The following is a 19462-nucleotide window of genomic DNA, read 5'->3' on the forward strand; positions in this document are numbered from 1 at the left end:
GGAATGACTGGGTGTTGTAGGAATGACACCGATGCCGTCTCCCTTGCGTAGGCAAGGGCCTAGATTCCTGCTTTCGCAGGAATGACTGAAAGAGTGTAACCCTGTTCTAACCAGCGCCAGTTTTTTTCTTCGAAGTGATATTCCGGATGTTTTTTTGCTTGCTTATCAAGCGACCGTTTAAAGCGAGCGAGGTTTTCTCTCTTCCATGCCTCGCCTTTGCGGATTTTGCAGCTATCAAAATCAAGTAAGGAAATTTTGCTTTTATGTTGCTTCAGCGAAGCCACATTGCTGCTTACATCTCCATCTTTCGATAGCTCAACAAGTATATTCTTCACGTTTATATCAGGGTGGAATGCTTGCGCGTTATGCATTTTCCGGATGCTTTCACCGATGGCGCGCCAAATAGGTTCATCAAGCGGTTTCGTCTGAAGGATATCGTGAAGCTCTCGCGCCTTCTCTATTTCGCCAGTAATGATATCGGCTGTATAGCAGGCCCCTGTTCTGACCACCCTGGCTGCGAGTGGTTTGGGTACGTTGAGGCCAGCCTGAAATAAAAGCGATAATATGCTCATTTCTCGAAACGCTCGGGTTTTTTGCATACTGCTGTATACGAAACGGTCCTTCGATACTTTTGCTGCCAAGCCACCACGGTAATAATGACGAAGCACGCACTTTTCCTCCATCGCCTCAAAGAAGTATACTTTCCCCCTACCATTAGCTGTGTTTGTGATCAGCTGTTCAGCGGCTAACCAACTGTTGTCGAATAAGCGTGCAATGTTAGCAAGTGCATTGTCCGGCTTTTCGTCCTCATGGTTTGTTTGTACTGTTTCATTCCACTGGCTATGACTTGGTAACAGTATGTATTCATTGCTGTTATGGCGATAGGTTTCAATCATAATGAATAACGACGGGCTCTGTAAAAGCATTGTGTTTGGTGTAAGATAACAAAAAAACTTTACTTTAGCCTAACGGAATTCTTTTGAGTACACCCTTTCAGCTTTGTATTTTGCGTTTGTCCGCTATTGGTGATGTTTGCCATGCCGTTGCTATGGTTACGCGTATCCAGCAATATCGCCCCGATATCAAAATAACTTGGATAATTGGTAAGATTGAACACCAATTAATCGAAGGCATGCCCGGCGTGGAGTTTATTATTTATGATAAGAAAGCGGGGAAGGCTGCAAAGGAGCAGGTGAAAAATGCCTTAAACGGGCGAGTATTTGATGCGTTGTTTGTAATGCAGGTGGCGCTTCGCGCAAATTTATTATCACGAGTGGTTAAAGCTAAGCGCAGGATTGGCTTCGATTGGAAGCGAAGTAAAGAGGGGCATCGTCTTTTTGCCAACGAATATATTGAAGCCAAACAATATGCTCATGTGCTTGATGGCTTTATGGGTTTTGCAGACAAGCTCGATATTCCTAAGGTGCAGACTCCTAGCTGGAAAATGCCAGTGTCGGAAGACGACTGGGAATGGGCAGCGCGACAAACGCAGTCTTTAGGAAAATATGTTGTGATCAGCCCCGCTGCTTCAAAGGCTGAACGAAATTGGACTGTACATGGTTACGTGGCCGTTGCTAAGCATCTTTCCGACAAGGGATATAAGGTAGTATTGTGTGGCGGTCCGGGCCCATTAGATGCCGATATATCGGAGCGTATTTTAGCGCAAAGTGATTGTATCGCTTTGAATTTGGTAGCTAAAACATCGTTAAAGCAGATGCTTGCTGTGTTAGCAAAGGCCGACCTAGTGCTTGCTCCAGACACTGGCCCAGCGCATATGGCTACGGCTATGGGCACTAAGGTTGTGGGCTTGTATGCGCACAGCAACTACAGAAGAACTGGGCCATACCTATCACAAGAGTGCACCGCTTCGGTTTATGAAATACACATAAAAGAGCAAAAAGGTAAAAAGTGGGTGTACTTACCTTGGGGGATTCGCGCCAAAGGTAAAGATTTAATGACGCACTTACTGGTACAAAGTGTTCTTAAAAAGGTCGACTTAGCCCTTAGTCAACTAGACAGTGAGTAAACAATACTGGACAATGCGCCAGTCTGAAATCATTAGCTTTACTTATTTGAGGGTAATCTATGTCACAGGGTTTTATCTCGCACATCCAAGCGCAGCTCGATACTACAAAAGCAGAAGGCTTATATAAACACGAGCGCGTGATCACCTCGCAGCAACATGCCGATATCGAAGTTGGCGGAAACGGGGCCGAAAAAGAACAAGTTGTTAACTTTTGCGCCAATAACTATTTGGGTTTGGCGAATCATCCCGACTTAATTGCAGCAGCCAAAGCAGGCCTTGACTCTCATGGTTTCGGCGTTGCTTCGGTTCGCTTTATTTGCGGTACACAAGATATACATAAACAGCTTGAGCAAAAAATCTCTGACTTTTTAGGTACCGAAGATACTATCCTTTACCCATCTTGCTTCGATGCAAATGGCGGTTTATTTGAAACCGTTTTGTCAGCTGAAGATGCGGTTATATCCGATGCTCTCAATCATGCCAGCATTATCGATGGTGTGCGTTTGAGTAAAGCCATGCGCTACCGTTATGCAAGCAATGATATGGCTGCACTTGAGGAGCAATTAAAAAAGGCAACTGACGATGGTGCGCGTTTTAAGTTAATCGCTACCGACGGTGTTTTCTCGATGGATGGTGTGATTGCTGATTTAAAAGGTATTTGTGACCTAGCCGACAAATACGATGCTATGGTAATGGTCGATGATTGTCATGCTACGGGCTTCGTGGGTGAGAATGGTAAAGGCAGTCACGAATACTGCGACGTGATGGGAAGGGTGGACATTCTTACCGGCACGCTCGGAAAAGCACTAGGTGGCGCTTCAGGTGGCTATACCTCAGGCAAAAAAGAAGTGATCGAATGGTTACGCCAACGCTCTCGTCCATATTTGTTTTCAAATTCGGTTGCACCGCCTATCGTATCAGCATCATTAAAAGTGTTCGAAATGATGGAAAATGGCAAAGATTTACGTGATGCCTTGATACGCAACAGCGTTCATTTCAGAAGCAGAATGGAAGCTGCAGGCTTTACTCTGTCGGGAAAAGATCACGCGATCATCCCTGTTATGTTAGGTGATGCGAAGCTTGCTAGTGTTATGGCCGATAAAATGCTCGAACGTGGCATTTACGTCGTCGGTTTTTCTTTTCCAGTCGTACCGAAAGGAAAAGCTCGTATTCGTACGCAAATGTCGGCAGCTCATAGCATTGCTCATGTCGATAGAGCAGTCGATGCCTTTATTGAGGTAGGTAAAGAACTAGGGGTCATCTAATGAACTCAGCACTTAAGTCCCAAGCTCAAACCCAAACTCAGATGAAATCACTGGCGAAGTTGCATCGCAAGCCGGGGATCTGGATGACCGATAATCCGTTACCTGAAATGGGCCCAAACGATTTACTGATCAAGATACGCAAAACCGCGATTTGCGGTACCGATATGCATATTTTCAATTGGGACGAATGGTCACAGCAAACGATACCTGTGCCTATGGTTGTTGGTCATGAATATGTGGGAGAGGTGGTTGATATCGGCCAAGAGGTTGCTGGCTTTGCGCTTGGTGACAGAGTGTCAGGTGAGGGGCATATTACTTGTGGTCATTGCCGAAACTGCAGAGCAGGGCGCAGGCACCTATGTCGCAATACAACCGGGGTTGGTGTGAATCGTCAAGGAGCATTTGCTGAATACCTTGTAATACCAGCCTTTAATGCATTTAAAATACCGAGCAATATTTCTGATGATATGGCTGCTATTTTTGACCCCTTTGGCAATGCCGTTCATACAGCTTTGTCTTTCGATTTAGTCGGTGAAGATGTACTGATTACTGGCGCAGGACCGATTGGAATAATGGCTGCTGCGGTTGCAAAGCACGTAGGTGCAAGGCATGTTGTGATTACTGATATCAACGATTATCGCCTTAATCTAGCAGAGAAAATGGGGGCCACTAGAGTAGTCAATGTGGCTTCTGAGAGCTTGCAGGATGTGATGCACGAGCTAGGTATGACTGAAGGCTTCGATATCGGGCTTGAGATGTCGGGTGTTCCAGCAGCATTTAGAGACATGCTCGATAAAATGAATCACGGCGGTAAGATTGCCATGCTCGGTATTCCGCCACAAGATGTTGCGATTGATTGGAACAAAGTGATATTTAAAGGTCTAACAATGAAAGGCATTTATGGCCGCGAGATGTTCGAAACTTGGTATAAAATGGTGAGTTTGCTGCAAAGTGGTCTAGACTTAAGTCCTATTATCACTCACCAGTTTGCGGTTGATGAATTCGCCGAAGGCTTTGACATAATGGGCTCGGGCCAATCTGGCAAAGTGCTGCTTGATTGGCAACGTTAATAATAAAGAGTTAATCAGAAACAAATAAAAATAGGGCAAGCCATGGAACAGTTTGAACATATAACGCCGCAGCGTACCAAAGAGATGCTCGACAATGGCGAAGCTCGTATCGTGGATATTCGCGACGACCAATCATTCGAACAGGCACATATTGAAGGATCTTTTCAACTTAATAATGGCAGTATTCAGCGCTTCATGGATGAAACCGACTTCGACACCCCCGTGATAGTCGTTTGTTATCATGGTCATAGCAGCCAACAGGCCGCCCAGTATATGCTTCACCAAGGTTTTGAAGAGGTATACAGCATGGATGGCGGTTTTGAAGTGTGGCGTACTCAATTTCCCTATACAACAAGCAAGAGCGAATAATACTCAGGCTTATTTATACTACCCATAAGGCAAGCACCTATGCGCGGTAACACCAATAATTGGATAAATACAGCTAAAAAAACACCGCTTACATCTTTGGTGCTTGTCGCATGTGTACTTGTTTATTGCTTGAGTTACTTGGGCGCTTTCGATGCTATTCGAAGTGCTATCGGTATTCGTAGCTTAGGTGAGCTTAGCCAGACTCATCAGTGGTGGAGATTATTAGGGCCAGTACTCATTCACTTCAGCGTTATGCATATCGTATTTAATCTCATTTGGTGGTGGATACTCGGCAGTCAGCTGGAGCGTATATTTGGTACAGTTACCTTAAGCATCATCTTCGTAGTGTCGGCGCTAGCATCAAATATTGCGCAGCTCGTTGTCCACGGGCCTAATTTCGGTGGTTTAAACGGCGTGGTGTATGCGCTATTTGGTTTTGTTTGGTGGATAGGCTTTTTGCGGCCACAGTGGGGCATTGGCCTACCAAACAATCTGATCATATTTATGCTTGCTTGGTTGGCGCTTGGCTATCTTGACATCTTATGGGTTAACATGGCGAATGAAGCTCATCTTTTTGGGCTTATCTCAGGTTGCGTGATGGCACTGATAAGTCATCAGATTGCGAGCCTCTAACGCTGAGTTGATAACTCCGTATTCTGCGCCAATCAGCCGCCTTGGCGAAGGTATTTGGTGAAGATAATATCCTCGATAACATCGTCACCTGTTTCGCGTTTCATGATGTCTCTAAATTTTTGAAGTACTTCCCGACGTATGTCCTCTCGGCCTGTCAACGAGCGGATGCGATCTTCATTTTGCGCACCAAAAACCTCTATAGCTGTGGCCCTGAGCAAGGGCATGTGGTGCTCTACATTGGGGATAGCGTTTGGCTCACTTACCATCATTTCTATGGTAACGCGCACATAGCCAAGCTTTTTAGAATTATCGCCTGCGTAGTTGGTAACAATATCGGGTTCAAGGCCAATATAGGCATAGGTAGGGCCTGCATTATCATCCTGTGCGATGGCAAACTGTTTTATAAACATCATGGCTAGCAATAATAAAGTAAGCGTTAGGTACTTCATACCTCCTTTGCTGCGGATTATGTTCGTGATATTGAGAGTGCTTGTCATGCTAAGGCCTTTTTCGGAAACAATACGGATGAACTTACATTCGTTGCTGTGTATACTTGTTATATCGGAATAAACTCAATTTTCTAAATCACTTGTCTGAATTTAATCGCTTTCCTATCGGCATAAACACTACTTGGTTTGAGAGCCAATCCCTGCGTGTGCCAAACGCCAAGGTAGCTAATTGGCTCTTGCATACAGGTTCTCTTACCGAACGTTTGCAAGCACTCACTTCTAACTTTAGGGTTGAAGTTGTTGGGCAAAAAACCATGCGAGCTGATGAAAGCGAGATAAACGCGTTACCAAACTATGAAGCGCAAACTTGGCAAATTCGAGAGGTTATTCTGTATGGTGACAACAAACCTTGGGTGTTCGCGAGGAGCGTTTTGCCTGAGCACCTTTGCAACACAACCTGGTCAAGTTTAGGTAATCAACCCCTGGGCCAGCGCATTTTTAATGATGATCAATTTGTGCGAAGCGATTTTGTTATTGCCGAATTGTCTTATAACCCAGTCGCCGCTCTATTGGGCGAGTCGAGCGAAGCGTCATTATGGGCGAGGCGCTCGCAGTTCAAAGTACATCAATGGGATTTATTAGTGGCCGAGGTTTTCTTGCCTGACTGCCCGTGCTACCAAAGTGAGGCGCAAAGCGCCGATGAGCCAGAGGAAATCGCTAGCAGCAATTTAAGGCAAAAGGTAAAGCAATGAGCTGGCTTTTGCGTTGGCAAAATCGCGGTGCCTATTGGCGGTTGATGCGCGCAGATAAACCGATTGGCATTTATCTTCTATTGTGGCCGACTGTTTGGGCTCTGCTATGGGCGTCGGAAGGGCTTCCGTCACTGTCCATCACGTTAATATTTCTCGGTGGGGTTGTGTTAATGCGCTCCGCAGGCTGCGTGATCAACGATTATGCAGACAGAAAAGTTGATGGCGCAGTTGCCAGAACTAAGGCGCGCCCTATTGTATCGGGCGAAGTAGGCGAAAATGAAGCCCTGCAACTTTTTGCCTTATTGATACTGATGTCGTTTGCCTTAGTTTTGATGCTAAATTGGCATACCGTATTGTTGTCGGTAGGTGCGCTGTTTCTAGCAAGCCTTTATCCTTTCATGAAGCGTTACACGCACTTACCGCAAATAGTATTGGGGGCGGCCTTTAGTTGGGCTATCCCAATGGCATTTATGGCCATCCAAAATGATCTACCATCGTGGCTTTGGCTAATATATCTTGCCAATCTCACTTGGACAGTCGCCTATGATACGGCTTACGCTATGGTCGATAGAGATGACGATTTAAAAATAGGGATAAAATCGACGGCAATTCTATTTGGGCGATTTGACCTGTATGCCATCTTACTGTTGCAACTGACAACACTTGGCTTGCTGGTGTTTGTGGGTCTTGTTACCGCGCTGCATTTTTCATACTACCTTGGTTTGCTTATCGTAGCAGTGATGTTTGCTTACCAATATACCTTGATAAAGACAAGACAGGGTGAGGCATGTTTTAAGGCTTTCCTACATAATCATTGGGTAGGTTTAGTCATTGCGCTCAGTGTTGCTAGCGGACTAATCATCTAAGCCTTGTATCAAATCGCTTGGTATATCTTTTTCAGTAACAAAGCTCCATTCGCTGAATGCTTTGGCTTCCAGAGGGCGGCTAAAATAATAGCCTTGAAAATAATCACAGCCTAAGGTATTGAGCAACTCAACTTGTTGGTACTCTTCAACACCTTCAGCAACGGTTTTCAGTTGCATGTTTTTACCAATCGACAAGATTGACTGCAGCAAATATAGACTTGTGCCATTTTCGGCATCAATGACAAATGACCGATCTATTTTCAAGTAGTCTAGTGGCAGGTCTTTTAAATAGGACAATGATGAATAGCCCGTGCCAAAATCATCAAGTGAAATGCTAAATTGATGTTCTCGCAACTCGGTAATTGTTTTGATGCTGCTATCGATATTCTTCATTAAACTCGACTCTGTAAGTTCTAAGTCAAGTTGTGAAGGGGCGATATTGTATTTTTCAGTAATCGCTAGCAACTCTGCAACAAAATCGCCAGAGTCGAACTGCTGTGCACTCACATTGATACCCACGCGACCCTGAGGGCTAAACCCATCGGTACGCCAAGAGGCTAATTGCTGGCAAACTTCCTCAATACACCAAAACCCTAATTGGTCAATAAGCCCACAGGCTTCCGCAATTGGAATAAACTCCAAGGGTGGTATGACGCCCAATTCTGGGTGCGTCCAGCGTGATAAGGCCTCAGCACCAATCATTTGGCCTTTGAGGTTTACTTTAGGCTGGTAAACCAGAAACATTGCATCGCTATTCTTGGCCTCAAGTTCATTTCGTAATTCTTTTTCGATGTGTTTTTGACGATTAATGCTTTCTATCATTTGTGAATCGAAAGTTTGAAGGCGGTTTTTACCTTTTATCTTGGCTTGCGATAATGCAAATTCCGCACAGCGCATTGCGTCCATATCGGTGGGCACCTGCGAAGGGTATATAACTGAGCCAGCACTGCAGCGAAGTCTGAATGTGCCTTTATTGGTTTTTATTTTCGCGCCAACAATCGATTTTAAGGCTTGCCAGTGCATTTCTATGATGCCGTTAAGGTCTCGCGCACTGTCAACCGTCATAAAGGTAAATTCATCACCGCCAGTTCGCGCAATTATCTGTTGTTCACTCGCGTAGTTTGCTAGTCGTCGAGCAATAGTCTTAAGTACTTCGTCTGCGCCATCAAACCCAATTTTACGATTAAGATCTGCGAAGCCATCAATATCGAACTTAATCAAAATGACCGACTCATTACTTTGGGCTATCTCACGCTCATGCCCTTTCAGCACTTTGTTAAGTTGAAAAAGGTTAGGCAGTTTTGTTTGATAATCGACGTATGCAATGTTCTCAAGTTCTTTTACTAGTAATTCTTGTGCATATTCTGCTGCCAAGCGTGATGCACATACTTTTACGATATTGAGAAAACTATCATCGGGCGTTGAGGGATTCGTGAAGTATAGCGACATGACACCAACAGGCTCGCCAGGCTTCGTGAACATGGGCACACTGATCATCGCTTGCGCTCTAATATTTTGATAAAACTCCGATTCTGGATAATTGTCCATCAAGCCACTGGTGACGATATGGGTATCGTTTGGATCCCTAAAGTCTTTTGGAATGTTATCTCGCGAAAAACTAATGGTATCGAGTATGCGCTGGCGGTGAATCGCAACAGCTGTTTTCACTTTGTTGTTTTCTGCAGGGCCATCGTAAACCAATATAATACCTGTGCTAGCCCCGCTAGCTTCCTGCATTTTTGATATGACGGCGGTGAGATAGTCGTCGCTAGTCATATCCGGTGTTCGCGTAGCGATGCTTACTAAAATGTTCTCGAGCGTAGCAGTTCTATATGAAAGCGTATCAAAATCATGATTTTTTTGAATAACTAAATTTGAATAACCAAGGCAACAAACAATATTTAAAAAAGTGAAAGACAAACCACCTAGTAATACGGTTTCGTATACGCCTTTTTGAGTAAGTACCGACATGACTATGGCAAACACTTGCAGTAATAACGACACTGCCAACATATTCCAAATGGCACTTGGTAGCTTGCCTCTACTTCGCGCCAGCCAGAAAACAAACTGCATCAAAACGACAAAGGAAATCACATAAAACAGCAAGGCCCCAGCACTCATTTCGCCAGCTAAACGATATACAGTTTCATCACCAAAGACAGTATACCCAATCAGGTCAGGTGCTTGAGTAGCGGTAAAGCGGCCGCTGTAGGGGGCGATAAGGTTATGAACAAATAGCACCAACACAAGAGGACACACGGTGTAAACGTAATATTTGATATTGCTTGCGCCACACCAAAAAGCAAATATTAAAAAATAGGGTGTGATAACAAGGTAGAGGAGGCTCGTTTGGATTTTTAACCACAATATAGAAGAAGCAAAATCACTTGATAAATGATATTGCCAGGTGCTGTATTGAAAAAAGCAAACAAGAAAACAAAAGGCAATCACGACAGCGAATTGTCGCCCAGCGTTATCTCTTTTAAGAAATATAATAAATAGCGCGCACATTATATTCACACCTACCAAGGATGCGAAAATAAGCGCTACAAAATCATGCATTCAAACCCTTAACTCATATTCGATAATCGGTCACGCCCTTAACTTTTATCGGCAGGTTTTTCTAATTCAGCAATCCTTGTTTCCAATGCTTCTAATTTCTCTCTAGTACGGATTAATACCTGGCTCTGCACGTCGAATTCTTCGCGAGTCACCAAATCGAGCTTCGATAATTGTGATTGCAGTACTTGCTTCACGCGGCTCTCGGCTTCACCGGCCATATTTTTAACGCCGGGAGGAATAGCGTCACTAATATTTTTGGCAATTTCTTCTAATTTTTTAGGATCAAGCATCTTTCAACCTTATAATGTGGGGATTACATATCGCTGTTTACGTAATGATAGTGTAGCAATAATACAGTGATAGTTTAGCTCGATTTTGGAAAGAAAAAAGGCTTATCTGTTCACCATTTGTTATAATTCGTTGCTGGCTTGCATGCTACCCTTACGAGGTAAGGATGTATTTCACAGTTTCAACAATAAGCTTTGGAGCTGCTCGTGCAATTCATGCAAGCCGTCACTTTCCCATACACGTCTAGTTAGACAAAGGTTAACAACAATGCGTTTAAATGATGCTCAACAAGAAGCTGTTGAATATGTTTCTGGGCCTTGCTTGGTATTAGCTGGGGCAGGCAGCGGTAAAACTCGAGTTATAACAAACAAAATTGCATATTTGGTTCGTGAGTGTGGCTACAAAGCTAGGCAAATTGCGGCGGTCACTTTTACCAATAAAGCTGCTCGGGAAATGAAGGAGCGTGTAGCGCAAACTTTGGGCAAAGCGGAAGCACGAGGTTTAAAAGTTTCTACCTTTCATACGCTAGGTTTAAGCATTATTAAAAAGCACGTGAGTCAGCTAGGCTACAAAGCCGGTTTTTCCTTATTTGACGACAAAGACACCTTAAGCCTATTGCGTGATCTCACCGAGGCTGAATATGACGCCGATAAGGAGCTTTTATCGGCTCTACAGAGCGCAATTTCTAATTGGAAAAACGATTTAATCATGCCCGAGGCTGCGTTAAAAATGGCTAAGGGAGAGCCACAAGTTGAACATGCGAAATACTACGCACAATATGCATCACATCTAAAAGCCTACAATGCTTTGGACTTTGATGATCTAATTCTGCTACCTACCTTACTATTAAAAACCAACGAACTTGTGCGCACGAAGTGGCAAAGCATGTTGAAGTACTTATTGGTAGATGAATATCAAGACACTAACACGAGTCAATATGAACTGGTGCGACTATTAGTAGGGCAGCGAGCAAGGTTCACGGTGGTCGGTGACGACGACCAGTCTATTTATTCGTGGCGCGGCGCTCGCCCACAAAATCTGGTGCTATTACAAAAAGATTTTCCCAGCCTAAAGCTGATAAAGCTTGAGCAAAACTATCGCTCGTCAGGCCGAATATTGCACACCGCAAATATTCTAATTCAGAATAACCCTCATGTTTACGATAAACGCCTATTCAGTGAGTTGGCTTATGGTGAGCAACTAAAAGTGGTGGTGGCGAAAAATGAAGAGCAGGAAGCGGAAAAGGTGGTTGCAGAACTAATGGCGCATCGCTTCATGAACAATACCGGTTATGGTGACTACGCAATCTTGTATCGGGGTAATCATCAGTCAAGGTTGTTTGAGAAAGTGCTGATGACAAATCGTATCCCTTACAAAATCAGTGGCGGGACTTCGTTTTTCGGTCGCACAGAAGTAAAGGATGTAATGGCCTATCTTCGTTTATTAGTGAATCAAGACGACGACAACGCCTTACTTCGCGTAATCAACACTCCTAGCCGAGGTATTGGGCGCGCTACTCTAGAGAAAATAGGACACTTCGCTAATGCCAATAAAATTAACCTGTTTGAAGCATGTTGTCACGATGGCCTAAAAAGTATACTTGGAGTGAACGCTTACCAATCTGTTAGCACCTTTTCTCGCTGGGTTGTAGAGGCGGCCGATAATGTCCAGCGCGGGGATACTATTGGTGTGTTACGCGATTTCATAAAAGCAATGGCTTATGAGGAGTGGCTCTATGAACAGAATGCTAGTCCAAAGGCAGCTGAAATGGCGATGGCGAACGTAAGTACGTTGTTTGGTTGGATAAATGACATGCTCAAAGGAGACGAACTTGAGCAAGCAATGAGTTTACTTGAAGTAGTGAATAGACTTATTTTGCGCGATATGATGGAACGAGGTGAAGATGATGATGAGGCCGATCAAGTACAACTGATGACTTTACACGCGTCGAAAGGCTTAGAGTTTCCATTTGTTTTTATGGTAGGGATGGAAGAAGGACTGCTGCCTCATCAATCGAGCATTGATGAGGATAATATTGACGAGGAACGACGCCTTGCTTACGTAGGTATTACGAGAGCACAAAGTGAATTAACCTTCAGCATTGCGCGAGAACGTCGACAATTTGGTGAGATTATTCAACCTGAGCCTTCTCGTTTTCTATATGAACTCCCTCAAGATGATGTTCATTGGGAGTTTCAAAAAAAGAAACCAACAGCCGACGAGCGCAAAGCGAAAGGCGCAAAAGGGATCGCGAATTTGCGAGGCCTATTATAGCTTGCGTCATATGAGCAAAGTGAACAAAAATTTGCCAAATATCTCCCATCTCGCTAGTCTGTTGATAGTCAACCAGTGCGAGTGTGCATAAATGTGCGCTTTGTGCTGAATATGAATTTTCGTCTGTTTCAGTCGAAAAGCAAGACAATGGAGCATGTTATGAAGAAAGTGATTGCAACACTCATTATGTCGGCGATTTTTTTATCGCCAACATCGGTAAATGCAGCCAAGCTCGAACCATGTATGGAAGAGCAATGCGTTAAGTATTTTAAAAACTTTCAAAGAGCTGCGAAGTATGGCCACGCAAAGGCAAATGTCATTCTCGGGAATTTTTATTATTACGGTTATGGTGTTGAAGCTAACCCTAGAAATGCGCTGACCTATTTCAAGAAAGCAGCTCGCAAAAAGAATACCGCAGCACAATACATGGCCGGATTGTTATATGTGAGCGACTTCGACTTTCGTGATATCGAGGACGGCGTGGAATATCTTGAAAAAGCCGCTAAAAAAGATCATAAAAGCGCCATTTTCATGTTGGGTGTGATTCATCTGACTGATGAGTATGGTTTAAAAGACAAAGAAAAAGCCGATACCTTTCTGTCTCTGGCCTATGAAAAACGCCACCCAAACATGCCAGAAATTATCGAGCATATTACTAAGTCTGTAGAAATTAATTCATCTAATTTTCCAAAGCTTTCAGCACAGGTTGCGAGTGCGCCGATGCTGGTGAATGCTGACGGTAGACGCGACTGGCCGGCTGATGAGGTGGAGCGCATTGAAGTAAGAGGCCCATCGCTGACGAGCTTATTAAACAGTGAGTTGCTTGCAATGCGCAAGCCTGTTAAGTCATTAGGTACACGATTTAAGGGTAAGAGTTGTGCGGAACGCATTGGTTGTCAAAGCACCTCTGCCGACAAGCTCGATGACTTTTCAAGCTTGGTACTTATACCGAACGGTTTTGGGATAGTATCGCGATAATAGGCAATTCTGCCCCCACATTGCTGTTTGGGGGCTATTCTGAATCTTGCCCTACAGTTAAGTCATCAACAAAATCCAACAATATGGTATTGCCAAGAATGCTGCCTTGCCCGTATTCGCAGCCCAGCCCTAGTAGCCCATCTAGCTTACCTTTACTTGATACACCTTCGGCGATAACCGTGAGCTTCAGCTTCTCAGCGATTAAAATCACGGACTCAATGAAACGCAGGTTCTTTTCAGACCGCGTAAAAGATTGAATAAAACGTTCATCAATCTTAATGTAGTCGAAGGGATAAGAAAAAAGATAGTTGAGAGAAGCGCTACCACTGCCGAAGTTATCCAGTATCAAACCAAAGCCTGCGCGCTTTATTTTCTTAACGGCTGGCAGTATGAACTGTCCGCGATTGTTTAGTGCACTCTCAGTAAACTCTAAGAGCAGTTTTTCAGGCTCAAAATTGGCATGTTTTACCTGTTCTATGACTTCTTTGATAAGGTCGCGTTGCATGAGGTGTTCAACCGACAGGCTTACCCCGATTTTTTGATGTGAGTATTCGGGGTCACTTTGCCATTGTGACAATAAACCAATCGCGCCATCAAGTATGAACTGATTTATTTCTAAGGTTAACCCACATTGTTCGGCAATCTGCCAGAACTGTTCGCGACTAATATTACCGAAAGTTGGGTTATGCCATTGCAGAGTGCATTCATAGTAGAGAACGCTTCCGTCGCTTAACGACATCACCGGTTGTAATACACAGTCAAAGTTCTTTATTTTTAGGGCTTTTCTAAACTCGGTCTCTAGCTGAATATCTTCAAGCAGCTTTTCGCGCATACTTTTATCGAAGGTAATAAAACGTCCACGACCTAAACTCTTTGCTTGGTACATCGCTGCATCAGCGTCTCGTAACACCTCTTCAGCAGAAAAATAGGTGCTATTTAAATGGGCAATACCAATACTTGCGCCGCTATACATTTCCTTACCATTCAACATAAAGGGCTGAGCAACAGAGGCGATGACACGAGAAGCGACTTCTTCCACTGCTTTAACGTCGTCAAAATTGTCGAGTAAGACTACAAATTCGTCTCCACCCAAGCGTGCCAAGAGATCGTGACCGCGCTTGCAAGTGGCAATGCGTTGAGCTACTTCTACTAAAAAATCATCGCCTGCATGGTGGCCTAGGGTATCGTTAATCACTTTGAAGCGGTCTAAGTCAATAAACAACACGGCGAAGTGATTTTCGGGGTGGCGTTTCTTATTAGCGATAGCCAACTCTAATCGACTATTAAACATAACTCGATTAGGAAGATCGGTGAGTGCGTCGTGATGTGCATCATGAATCAGTTTTAACTCGATCTCTTTACGTTGGTCAATTTGGCGCTTTAGGTATTCATTGGTTTTGTTTAACTCTTCAGTTCTTTCTTGCACTTTTTCAGCAAGTTGCAAATTGTATTCTTTCAGAGCTTCTGCAGATCTGCGCCTTTCCATGGCTACAGCGATATGATGTGATACGAAACGGAGTATTTCTAAGTCTTTTTGTGTGTAGTCTTCAGCGTTACCGTAAGTTTGTACAGCAATAACACCTTGCACTTCGCCGTCGATAACCAGCGGCGAGCCTAACCACGAGTTATTACGGTGCAACATATTCTGCGCGATAGTAACGTCAACTTCACCTTCTTCAACCAAGGCCAATATGCGGCTGTTGTCGATAAGGGATGCCTCACCTCGGCGAATGATATATTCAGTTAGGCCTAAACCTAGTGGTCGCTCTTCAACTGATTCGTGCAACTCATCACTAAAGTATGGAAAGTAAAGACTCTGCCTATCTTTGGTTAGCACTGCCACAAAGCAATTCGGTGCACTGATCAAACGTGCAAGAATGGCGTGGAGTTTCGAATAAAAGCGAGGCATGTCATCATCAAGAGCCACTGATAACTCTGAAATTTCAAACAGAGCCGTTTGCAGAGACTCTATTTTTTGGCGCTCAAGAATTTCTTCTTGTAAATCTTCATTTATTGAGCGTAATTGCTTTGTGCGTTCGCGGATCGTTCTTTCGGTGATTTCCCGGTTTTTGACTCGGTCGACAGTAGTCACGATATGCTGAGAAATGAATGATAATACTTCGTAGTCGTCGGGGGTATATCGAACATCATCGTTGTAACTTTGCACAACCATTACGCCGATAACTTCGGAGCTGCGCTTTAACGGAACGCCTATCAAATCAACAGGTGGTGTGCCAAGCATCGCAATGCCGGTTTCTTCAAGTATTGAGTCTACGTTTTCCTTGGTCATTACCAAGCTAGTACCGCTTTTAAGAATGTAGCCGGTAATACCGTCCATAATGCGTTCGTAAGGAATACGAGTGACTTCTTCTTCGTCAAGTTCGTCAACGAAATAGGCAAAATCAACGTGTTGGTCGTTGGTGTCGTAGAATGCGACATAGAAGTTGTCTGCGCTCATGAATTCGCTAACGATATCGTGAACGGCTTTGTAAAGACGATCAAGGTTGCTCACGGAGCTGGCAAGCTCTGAGATCTCAAAAAGCGCCTTCTGAACTTTTTCAGCGCGCTTATATTTTTCGGTGAGAGACTGAAGTTGCGGAATTAGTTCCCGCAACTCGGCTTCAGTTAGTTCGCCGATAACCTTGTTGTCATCGTTCATTACATAAAACTTCCTACCCAAATACTACTCTTGAGGAAGGTGCCAAAAGGATTGTGGTTTTAGATACCTTCAATCATGTATTCAATGGCAACTTTAATGTCATCTTCGCTACAATCACCGCAGGTTCCCATGGCTGGCATAGCGTTAATACCGTTTACGGCATTTTTCCAGACCTGATCAAATCCTTTTTCATCTAGACGAGGTTGCCAATCTGCAGCTACCTGTAGTTTCGGAGCACCTAAAACGCCAGAGGTATGACATGCAACACATGCTGCATCATATATTTGTTTGCCAGTACGAGGACCAGCAGCTGCTGCGGGGGCCGCACCAGCAACGTGCACTTTACCAACGGGTTTGATTCTATCGAGCAAATCTTGGTCAGTCGTTTCTTGCGCGTTTACGCTAACAAAAAAAATGGCTGAAACAATAAGACTGATTAGTACTTTGAATTTCACAACGAACTCCTGCGTTTCTATTGATGCACAATTACCAGCGTAATTATAAACATAAGCACTGGCTACACAACTATTTGTTGATATTAACCCTTGTTTTGGCGTGCAATTACTCTTTACGCTTAGGATATCGGCCGAATTTGTGAGTATCTGATATTTTTTTGCTATTTTGGAACGCTATTGCTTGCCTGTGGTTTTGTGTATGATTTGCTAAACCTAGTATCTGAGAGACTCAATTTGCAGCAAAGCGTATCCAAAGACAGATTTATTCCCTTGCGTAAAACTGAGCTTATTAGCGCATGTTTAGAGCATGGCAATTTTCCTGAGCCAGAAAAGCTCAAATTCTCTTCTCTGTGCAAGTTGATTATGAGCACAGTGCATTTTGATTATCACCAACAGTTGGAGATACTCAAAGATGCCTACGCTCCTTTTAACCCTAATGCCGACACTTTAACAGTGAGCACATTCACTGCTGAAGAGTTGAAGCAGCATCAGTCTACCTTTGCACAAACCTTCGCAAGTATTTTAAATGCAGCTAATTTCGAAAAAGTTACCGAGCAGGACTTAGCTGAAGCATTGCAGGAAGAGTCTTTGTTCAAGGTACGTTTAGCCGTTGAGTTTGAGGATTTTGAGGAAGTTGTCTTTTATCGCCGTGGCGAATATGAGCGCAAGGAACGCGTTTCAACTTTTTGGGGTTTAAAGAAGCAAACTCTGAGTTTTACTAACTACGATAAAGTAACGGTTTACATCAAATTCAAAGACGCAGATTATTTTACAGCCCAAAAACGGTCAACTGAGCATTTTGAACCTGGCTCAACCATTATCAAATTATTTCAAAACGTTCCTAAAGCTGATTTGGAGATGTTATTTCCCAACAGTGAAGTGCGGATGAGAACCTTGGATAAAGCTATTATTGGTGGTTCAGCCGTCATTGGTGCTACCGTAATGTTGGTGACTAAACTTGGCGCTTCATTATTGCTACTTACCGGGCTTCTAGCCTACTGGATTGGTTTATCAGACAAAGAAGTCACAATTGGAACTCAAGAGCTAGTCGCGCTTGGTGCGGGTGCTGGCGTACTCGGTGGCTTTATTTTTAAAGAATGGAGTAAGTTCAAGAATCGTAAATTGAAATTTATGAAAGCCTTGGCCGACAACCTATACTTCAAAAATCTCGATAATAATGCTGGTGTGTTTCATCGTTTAGTTGATGCTGCAGAAGAAGAGGAATGCAAAGAAGCTATTTTGGCCTATTACATTTTACTTATGAATCAAGGTAGTCTGAGTAAGGCTGATGTTGACGCGAAAGTAGAAGAGTGGTTTGCCAAATACTTTCACTTCGAAATCGACTTTGAAATTGATGATGCGCTCGACAAATTGCTTCGCTTTGAGATTGTTACTGTCGAAACGAAAAGCGCTGTGGACTATTACACTGCCGTGAGTTTGGATCAAGCCAAGACTAACTTGGATAAGAAATGGGACGCTTTGTTTTAGCTTTTACTATTAGATACGAACCATCTACTAGCCTCCGTTGCAGCAGTATTTTGGACTAAAGAGCTTTGCTACAGTAGTGAATACAGCCAAGCCATCGTGCTCATTATGCAACATACCAAGGATACGAGAATCAACAATCTGGGTGAGTGATACTCTGCCGTCGATTTCCTATCGTTACTAAAAATTTAAGAGAAAACGAGCTTTCTTTAAGTTATGATTTACTCATCTTAAGATTTTCTATTTTTGGGTTTATGAAAAAGAAGTTGAACCTTACGCAAGTTGCCAAGCATCTCGGAGTATCAATAGCGACGGTCTCTAATGCCTTTAATCGTCCAGACCAGCTGTCCAATAAGCTTCGCGAACGCATCCTCGAAGAGTCTGCGAAACTTGGATATCACGGCCCAAACATGGCGGCACGCTCTCTTCGCATGGGGGCTTCGGGAGTGATAGGAGTAATGCTAGCAGATTCCCTTACTTATTCCTTTTCCGATCCTGTCGCTAGCCAACTTCTACAAGGCATTTCCGAAGTATTGGTGGAAAATAAAAAGCAGTTACTTATTTTGTCGGGGAATGTAGACTCCGCAGAACAAAGCACCGCCGAATCACTTCCAGACGGTTTTATTTTATATGGCACACCCCGAAAAAAGTCGATTGAACAAATAGAACGTTTAGGCAAACCAATTGTAAAAGTAGACTCTCGCTCAACAACTTCCCACACCGTTAATATAAATAATCGTGAGGGTGCGCGCGAGATCGCACTGCACGCTATCACAAATGGTAATTTACTGCCGACAGATCCATCACCGCTCTCTGTTTTGGGTTTGCGACTGATTGATAACGAAAGGATTTGTCGTCTTAACTCCAATGATGTAGACAACGAATCGCAGGAAATTTCGCAAAGCCGTTTAGCCGGTTATTTAGATGCTGCGCAACAGAGTAAGATAAACCTACCCTTTGACAAAATATGGCATATTCCGATTAATAAGGCTGAAAATGCTGAAGTTGCTGCGCGTGAGGCGCTCACAACTTATCCTCAACCAAAGCTACTGTTGTGCATGAGCGATATTATTGCCTTGTCGGCATTAAAGGTCGCGCGAGAATTAGGAATTAAGGTTCCTGAAGAGGTGATGATCACCGGGTTTGACGATATACCGGAAGCTGGCAGGAGCGAACCGGGTATCACAACGATCTGCCAACAAAGCATTGAAAAAGGTCGCGTCGCAGCGAATTTACTTATACAGTCTATCTCTGAAGAGGTGCCACTGAAGCATTTAACACTTGATACAAGGTTAGTGGTTCGCAGAAGCTGCCCAGCTTCAACATGAGTT

At 43.8% G+C, this 19462-nt stretch carries 17 protein-coding genes; 11 read left to right on the top strand and 6 right to left on the bottom strand.

The window, feature by feature from the left end:
• Positions 1–59: 59 nt before the first annotated feature.
• A complete protein-coding gene (locus ISG33_RS08165) occupies positions 60–926 on the bottom strand; it encodes a 3-deoxy-D-manno-octulosonic acid kinase (RefSeq protein ID WP_229333505.1) in 867 nt (288 codons plus the stop codon).
• A gap of 53 nt (positions 927–979) precedes the next feature.
• Here ISG33_RS08165 and ISG33_RS08170 point away from each other — a divergent pair, with 53 nt between their 5' ends.
• The 5 genes from ISG33_RS08170 to ISG33_RS08190 are packed head-to-tail and all read left to right on the top strand — an operon-like array spanning position 980 to position 5363.
• Entirely contained in the window at positions 980–2026 is a 1047-nt protein-coding gene (locus ISG33_RS08170) for a glycosyltransferase family 9 protein (RefSeq protein ID WP_195733126.1), read from the top strand.
• A gap of 59 nt (positions 2027–2085) precedes the next feature.
• On the top strand, positions 2086–3291 hold the full coding sequence (gene kbl, locus ISG33_RS08175) for a glycine C-acetyltransferase (RefSeq protein ID WP_195733127.1): 1206 nt from the start codon (positions 2086–2088) through the stop codon (positions 3289–3291).
• Between the two features lie 41 nt (positions 3292–3332).
• A complete protein-coding gene (tdh, locus tag ISG33_RS08180) occupies positions 3333–4361 on the top strand; it encodes an L-threonine 3-dehydrogenase (protein WP_195733740.1) in 1029 nt (342 codons plus the stop codon).
• A 42-nt stretch (positions 4362–4403) separates the two neighbouring features.
• Positions 4404–4730 (top strand): thiosulfate sulfurtransferase GlpE, encoded by a 327-nt coding sequence (gene glpE, locus ISG33_RS08185; protein ID WP_195733128.1) that lies wholly within the window; start codon positions 4404–4406, stop codon positions 4728–4730.
• A gap of 39 nt (positions 4731–4769) precedes the next feature.
• Positions 4770–5363, top strand: a complete 594-nt coding sequence (locus ISG33_RS08190; protein ID WP_195733129.1) for a rhomboid family intramembrane serine protease — start codon at positions 4770–4772, stop codon at positions 5361–5363.
• A 32-nt stretch (positions 5364–5395) separates the two neighbouring features.
• On the opposite strand, the gene ISG33_RS08195 is transcribed toward ISG33_RS08190, so the two are convergent.
• On the bottom strand, positions 5396–5776 hold the full coding sequence (locus tag ISG33_RS08195) for a flagellar basal body-associated protein FliL (RefSeq protein ID WP_370545311.1): 381 nt from the start codon (positions 5774–5776) through the stop codon (positions 5396–5398).
• Positions 5777–5952: 176 nt separating this feature from the next.
• Between ISG33_RS08195 and ISG33_RS08200 the strand changes: the two genes are divergently transcribed.
• Both ISG33_RS08200 and ubiA read left to right on the top strand, forming a co-directional pair.
• Positions 5953–6564: a chorismate--pyruvate lyase family protein gene (locus tag ISG33_RS08200; RefSeq protein ID WP_195733130.1), complete on the top strand. Its 612-nt coding sequence runs from the start codon at positions 5953–5955 to the stop codon at positions 6562–6564.
• Entirely contained in the window at positions 6561–7430 is an 870-nt protein-coding gene (ubiA, locus tag ISG33_RS08205; RefSeq protein ID WP_195733131.1) for a 4-hydroxybenzoate octaprenyltransferase, read from the top strand. The genes ISG33_RS08200 and ubiA overlap by 4 nt, the downstream gene beginning before the upstream one ends.
• Here ubiA and ISG33_RS08210 read toward each other — a convergent pair.
• Both ISG33_RS08210 and ubiK read right to left on the bottom strand, forming a co-directional pair.
• The gene (locus ISG33_RS08210; RefSeq protein WP_195733132.1) at positions 7419–9992 is read right to left on the bottom strand and encodes a putative bifunctional diguanylate cyclase/phosphodiesterase; all 2574 of its coding nucleotides are present in this window, start codon (positions 9990–9992) and stop codon (positions 7419–7421) included. The two genes, ubiA and ISG33_RS08210, sit on opposite strands and share 12 nt — an antisense overlap.
• Positions 9993–10030: 38 nt before the next feature.
• Positions 10031–10282: a ubiquinone biosynthesis accessory factor UbiK gene (gene ubiK, locus ISG33_RS08215; protein WP_195733133.1), complete on the bottom strand. Its 252-nt coding sequence runs from the start codon at positions 10280–10282 to the stop codon at positions 10031–10033.
• A gap of 265 nt (positions 10283–10547) precedes the next feature.
• On the opposite strand from ubiK, the gene rep reads away from it, so the two are divergent.
• Complete coding sequence (rep, locus tag ISG33_RS08220; protein ID WP_195733134.1) at positions 10548–12554, top strand: DNA helicase Rep; 2007 nt, start codon at positions 10548–10550, stop codon at positions 12552–12554.
• A 159-nt stretch (positions 12555–12713) separates the two neighbouring features.
• Positions 12714–13532, top strand: a complete 819-nt coding sequence (locus ISG33_RS08225; RefSeq protein ID WP_195733135.1) for a tetratricopeptide repeat protein — start codon at positions 12714–12716, stop codon at positions 13530–13532.
• Between the two features lie 34 nt (positions 13533–13566).
• On the opposite strand, the gene ISG33_RS08230 is transcribed toward ISG33_RS08225, so the two are convergent.
• Positions 13567–16191 (bottom strand): sensor domain-containing diguanylate cyclase, encoded by a 2625-nt coding sequence (locus ISG33_RS08230; protein WP_195733136.1) that lies wholly within the window; start codon positions 16189–16191, stop codon positions 13567–13569.
• Between the two features lie 59 nt (positions 16192–16250).
• Entirely contained in the window at positions 16251–16607 is a 357-nt protein-coding gene (locus tag ISG33_RS08235) for a c-type cytochrome (protein WP_370545312.1), read from the bottom strand.
• A 273-nt stretch (positions 16608–16880) separates the two neighbouring features.
• Here ISG33_RS08235 and ISG33_RS08240 point away from each other — a divergent pair, with 273 nt between their 5' ends.
• Positions 16881–18134, top strand: coding sequence for a TMEM143 family protein (locus ISG33_RS08240; RefSeq protein WP_195733138.1), 1254 nt, complete (start codon positions 16881–16883; stop codon positions 18132–18134).
• Between the two features lie 251 nt (positions 18135–18385).
• Complete coding sequence (locus tag ISG33_RS08245; RefSeq protein WP_195733139.1) at positions 18386–19459, top strand: LacI family DNA-binding transcriptional regulator; 1074 nt, start codon at positions 18386–18388, stop codon at positions 19457–19459.
• Positions 19460–19462 lie beyond the last annotated feature (3 nt).

The sequence above is a fragment of the Marinibium conchae genome, assembly GCF_015595035.1.
Taxonomy (GTDB): Bacteria; Pseudomonadota; Gammaproteobacteria; order Enterobacterales; family Alteromonadaceae; genus Glaciecola.

What these genes read in the sequence shown, in the direction of transcription:
- glpE (WP_195733128.1), top strand. Translation starts at nt 4,404, where the DNA reads ATGGAACAGTTTGAACATATAACGCCGCAGCGTACCAAAGAGATGCTC.
- ISG33_RS08195 (WP_370545311.1), bottom strand. Translation starts at nt 5,776, where the DNA reads ATGATGTTTATAAAACAGTTTGCCATCGCACAGGATGATAATGCAGGC.
- tdh (WP_195733740.1), top strand. Translation starts at nt 3,333, where the DNA reads ATGAAATCACTGGCGAAGTTGCATCGCAAGCCGGGGATCTGGATGACC.
- ubiK (WP_195733133.1), bottom strand. Translation starts at nt 10,282, where the DNA reads ATGCTTGATCCTAAAAAATTAGAAGAAATTGCCAAAAATATTAGTGAC.
- ISG33_RS08165 (WP_229333505.1), bottom strand. Translation starts at nt 926, where the DNA reads ATGCTTTTACAGAGCCCGTCGTTATTCATTATGATTGAAACCTATCGC.
- rep (WP_195733134.1), top strand. Translation starts at nt 10,548, where the DNA reads ATGCGTTTAAATGATGCTCAACAAGAAGCTGTTGAATATGTTTCTGGG.
- ISG33_RS08245 (WP_195733139.1), top strand. Translation starts at nt 18,386, where the DNA reads ATGAAAAAGAAGTTGAACCTTACGCAAGTTGCCAAGCATCTCGGAGTA.
- ubiA (WP_195733131.1), top strand. Translation starts at nt 6,561, where the DNA reads ATGAGCTGGCTTTTGCGTTGGCAAAATCGCGGTGCCTATTGGCGGTTG.
- ISG33_RS08225 (WP_195733135.1), top strand. Translation starts at nt 12,714, where the DNA reads ATGAAGAAAGTGATTGCAACACTCATTATGTCGGCGATTTTTTTATCG.
- ISG33_RS08230 (WP_195733136.1), bottom strand. Translation starts at nt 16,191, where the DNA reads ATGAACGATGACAACAAGGTTATCGGCGAACTAACTGAAGCCGAGTTG.
- ISG33_RS08210 (WP_195733132.1), bottom strand. Translation starts at nt 9,992, where the DNA reads ATGCATGATTTTGTAGCGCTTATTTTCGCATCCTTGGTAGGTGTGAAT.
- ISG33_RS08190 (WP_195733129.1), top strand. Translation starts at nt 4,770, where the DNA reads ATGCGCGGTAACACCAATAATTGGATAAATACAGCTAAAAAAACACCG.
- kbl (WP_195733127.1), top strand. Translation starts at nt 2,086, where the DNA reads ATGTCACAGGGTTTTATCTCGCACATCCAAGCGCAGCTCGATACTACA.